We start from the raw sequence: 4,226 nt of genomic DNA on the forward strand, positions 1-4,226 counted from the left end.
CTGCAGGGGGGACCCTGTGGGAGAGTAGGACGCCGCCGAACAATTATTCAGAAGAACCCCCATCCGGGATCCGGATGGGGGTTCTTCGCATTTCCAGGACCGTACGGTCTATTCGTCGGAGCCAGAGCCAGAGGCGGACTCCGATCCCGTCCCGGGGCGCGGCTTCTCGGTGGGCTCCCGCCCTTGGGCCTGGGCCTGCTGTTGGTCATCCGGACGCGGCGTCCGGGAAGCCTGTGGTGCCGGCGAGGGCTGGCTCGACCCCTGATCCGACGGCTGGTCCGTCGCCGGAACCGACGGCTGGTCCGTTGCCTGAGCCGGTTCGGCGGGAGCCACCGAGCTCTCCGCCGTCCCCCAGGCCGGGCGGCCGAGCCACTTGTCGGCGCTGTTGGTGAGACGGGCGACGCCCGTACCGTCCGGCCGCATGCTGTAGAGGTCGGCGCCGGCGCCCGAGGGGGCCTGGGCGAAGACGATGGACTTGCCGTCGGGCGCGTAGGCGGCGGTGCCGTAGAAGATGTCCGAGGGTGCGGGGGTGAGGGCGCCGATGGCGCTGCCGTCGGGGTGGACGGTGTAGATGCCGCCGCCGGGGGCGTTGTCGGGGCCGGCCGGGTAGGTGGTGAAGAGGATCTGGGTGCCGTCGGGGGACCAGTCCGCACGGTCGCCCGCGCGCAGTTCCCAGGGGGTGAGCTGGCGCAGTCCGGTGCCGTCCGCGCTGACGACGTAGATGGCGCGGCTGCCGGCGGGCTGCCCGGTGGCGCTGGTGCGGTACTCGAAGGTGAGCTGCTTCCCGTCGGGGGACCAGCTGGGGTTGCTGACGATGCCGGAGTAGGGCTTGTCGTTGGTGAGGAAGGTGAGCCGCTGGACGTCGGTGCCCTCGGGGCTCATCAGGTAGAGGTCCGAGTACTGGATCTGGCGGCTGCCGGTCGAGTCCTGGGCGCCCCAGGATCGGCTGAAGGCGACCTGCTTGCCGTCCGGGGAGAAAGCGGGGGCCCGTTCGTCCTCGTTGGCGCAGTCGGCGGTGCCGCTGTCGCAGAGCTGGTTGATCTGGTGTTCGGGGCCGCCGTTGGTGGGGACGGTCCAGAGCCGGGCGGTGCCGCTCTGGGGGTCGGTGCGGTCGAAGGCGATGGTGGTGCCGTCGGGGGACCAGTCCGGGCGGTCGTCGAGGGCGCGGGCCGGCGGCTTGGTGACCTGGTGCTGGTCGGTGCCGTCGGGGGAGAGGGTGACGATGGCGCTGCTGGTGCGGGCGGAGTCGGTGTAGGCGCGGCTGACGATCAGTCCGTTGTGCGCGGTGGCCGCGGGCGCTCCGGCGGCCGTACCGACCACGCCGGGGGTCTCGGCGGGTCTCGCCTCGGGGGTGCTGGTGGGAGTCTCCGGCCGGATCTCGGAGAGCGGGATCTCCCCGGGTTCGGCTCCGCAGCCGGTGAGCAGGGTGCCCAGAAGCAGAAGGCCCGCACCGGCGCTCGCGCGGGTGCGGGCCCTGCCCGTGGGTGACTGCCGTGTGCCGGTGGTGATCCGTGCCATCTCCGCCTCCGAGCCTTTCGACCGTTCCGACGTGTGCCCCCGCCGCGGATTCAGGACGAAGGCCCCTGGAAGGAGCTGTCACTGTGTCAGACGGGGGGCGTCGGCGGTCGGGCGACACGCGACGGAGAGCTCTCGCTCGGTCGCACGGAGTAGATGGAGGGCGGGGGAGGCGGGGAGGCCGGCAGGAGGGGCGGAGAAGAGAGGAGAAAAGGAGAGGGGAGAGGGGGGGAGAGGAGAAGGGGCTGTCAGTCCCGGGCGGCGCGGCGCTCGGCCCGGGCGAGGGCCTCCGCCTCGTCCTCGGCCTCGGCGACCTCAAGGGTGGGGGCGGTGCCGCCGAGGTGGGCGGGCAGCCACCAGGTGTCGTCCTGGCCGGAGGGCTTGGCGGGGTACTCACGCTGGGCCTGGTCGAGCATCTCGCTCATGGCGGCGCGCAGCCGTCGGGTGACCATCACGGGCTTGTCGTTCGGTCCGAGGTGGATCGGTTCGCCGATCATGATGGTGACCGGGACGTGCCGCTTGGTGAGGGTCTTCGGGCGGCCCTTGGTCCAGAGCTGCTGGGTGCCCCAGAGCACGACGGGCAGCAGCGGGGTGCCGGAGTCGGCGGCCATCCGGGCGGCGCCGGTCTTGAACTTCTTCAGCATGAAGGAGCGGCTGATGGTCGCCTCGGGGAACACCCCGACCACCTCGCCGGCCTTGAGGGCGCGCACGGCGGCCTCGTACGCGGGCTGCCCGTCGGTGCGGTCCACCGGGATGTGCTTCATGCCGCGCATCAGCGGGCCGGAGATCCGGTGCTTGAAGACGTCGTCCTTGGCCATGAAGCGGGTCTTGCGCTTGCCGCCGCGGTACGCGCCGAGGCCTGCGAAGAGGAAGTCCAGGTAGCTGATGTGGTTGCTGACCAGTACCGCTCCCCCCCTGGCGGGGATGTGTTCGGCGCCCACGATCTTGATCCGCACGTCGAGCGCGCGGAAGGCGGTGAGTGCGGCGCCGATCACCGGCGGGTACACGAACTCTGCCACGGTCAGTCCTGACTTCCACGGGTCGGAGCCCGGTTCGGCGGGTACCCGCTCCGTTGTGCGGGCGGCGCCGACCGGAGCACGGCACTCCGCGGCGGTCACGGGTGATTCACGGAGATGATCCCCCGAACGAGTGCCTGCTGTCACCTGAGGCGTGCGGTCAAGCGAATTTTGGCGGTGTGATCTCCGTGATGAATTCGAACGGGAACTTTTCGGCCGCGCACATCACGCGCCGGCGGTGAGTCGGCCCTGGGCGCGCCGGACCAGGGGGTAGAGCTCGCTGCCCACGCAGTAGCCGAACGCGGCGTTGGCGAAGGCGGCGGTGAGGGCGGCCGAGCAGGCCAGCGCACCGAGCCAGGTCACCTCGGCGCAGTAGCCGAGGGCGCCGACCGCGGTGAACACCATGAGGATGCCCTGGTCGAAGCGGAGCGGCCGCTCGTCCTCGGTCTCGGAGGGCGGTGCGAGCCGGGGGAGCACGAGCGCCTGGAACAGCCGGACGTACGGGGCCATGCGCAGGCCGCCGAAGGCGCCGAGGGCCAGGACGAGCGTCTGGGCGGCCAGGAGGGGGCAGTTGCCGGTGCGCAGGACGACGGCCAGGACGATGGAGGTGAGCGCTGCGGCGAGGCGGGAGCCGCGGGGATCGGTCTGCAACGGTGGCTCCGGGGGTCGCGACGGGCGGCGGCAGCGGCGGGGCGTCGGCGGCGGGCGTCAGCGTCGTCGGTGGAGGACGGCCCGGGCCGTGGCGGTGACGCGGCGGCAGGCCGGCGGCGGCGTTGGGCGACAGTCGGAATCCACCGGCCGATCGTACGTGGCCGGGCCCCGGCGGTCGACCGTGTTTCGGACGCGGAGGGCCCTGCCGCAGACTGGGGGGACGACCTGGCCGCCGGTGCGTGTTGTGGTGCCTCGACGGTGGCCGGGACCGGCCCGCCGTGGGCCGGGCGCGGGGCCGGGCGCGTGGCCGGGAGAGAGACGGGAGGCCGAGGGTTGAGCACCGAGGACGGGGCGGTACGGCTGTCGGAGGCCGAGTTGGGCGGGCCGCTCGGCGCACGGGCGACACTGGTGCAGTTCTCGACGGCCTTCTGCCAGCCGTGCCGGGCCACCCGGAGGGTGCTCTCCGAGGTGGCCGGGATGGTCGACGGGGTCGAGCACGTCGAGGTGGACGCGGAGGAGCGGCTGGAGCTGGTCCGCCGGCTGGAGGTCCGGCGGACGCCGACCGTCCTGGTGCTGGACGGGGAGGGCCGGGTGGTGCGGCGGGCGGCGGGGCAGCCGCGCAGGGTGGACGTGATCGCGGCGCTCGGGCGCGTGGTGTGAGCAATCCGGCGGCAGTTGTTCCGCCCCGTCGGGTGGAGTCGGCTCCGGGCTGGGGCAGGATGGGCGCAGGCGGCGGGAGCGGCCGCACGGCATAAGCTACTGGCCAGTAGTGACCACTGCACTACCGGCGAGTATGCTGCCAGGAAGTTCCGGACCGGCACGGGAATTCGCTGCCCGGAGCGGGTGCGTGCCGTGTTCGCGCCCGCTTGCACCGCCGCAGCCGCCGGACGAGACCAGTACAGGAGACAAGGCCGTGAGCTTGAGGATCGTTGTCTGTGTGAAGCACGTGCCGGACGCGACGGGTGACCGTCGTTTCGCGGACGACCACACCACCGACCGGGAGGGTGTGGACGGCCTGCTGTCGGAGCTGGACGAGTACGGCGT

4 protein-coding genes and 1 pseudogene are annotated in these 4,226 nt (G+C 72.4%); 2 read left to right on the plus strand and 3 right to left on the minus strand.

Going from position 1 to position 4,226, the window contains the following annotated elements; all coding sequences use genetic code 11:
- Positions 1–108 precede the first annotated feature (108 nt).
- The 3 genes from ACGFSC_RS42795 to ACGFSC_RS42805 form a co-directional block, all read right to left on the minus strand.
- Positions 109–1,518 (minus strand): hypothetical protein, encoded by a 1,410-nt coding sequence (locus ACGFSC_RS42795; protein ID WP_359915564.1) that lies wholly within the window; start codon positions 1,516–1,518, stop codon positions 109–111.
- 245 nt (positions 1,519–1,763) lie between these two features.
- Entirely contained in the window at positions 1,764–2,534 is a 771-nt protein-coding gene (locus ACGFSC_RS42800) for a lysophospholipid acyltransferase family protein (RefSeq protein WP_359915562.1), read from the minus strand.
- 222 nt (positions 2,535–2,756) lie between these two features.
- A complete protein-coding gene (locus ACGFSC_RS42805) occupies positions 2,757–3,182 on the minus strand; it encodes a DUF4395 domain-containing protein (protein ID WP_359915560.1) in 426 nt (141 codons plus the stop codon).
- Between the two features lie 333 nt (positions 3,183–3,515).
- Between ACGFSC_RS42805 and ACGFSC_RS42810 the strand changes: the two genes are divergently transcribed.
- A complete protein-coding gene (locus tag ACGFSC_RS42810; protein WP_359915558.1) occupies positions 3,516–3,842 on the plus strand; it encodes a thioredoxin family protein in 327 nt (108 codons plus the stop codon).
- Between the two features lie 253 nt (positions 3,843–4,095).
- Positions 4,096–4,226, plus strand: a pseudogene (locus ACGFSC_RS42815) (electron transfer flavoprotein subunit beta); the annotation flags it as partial.

Source organism: Kitasatospora sp. NPDC048715 (assembly GCF_043198905.1).
Lineage (GTDB): Bacteria > Actinomycetota > Actinomycetes > Streptomycetales > Streptomycetaceae > Kitasatospora > Kitasatospora lactacystinica.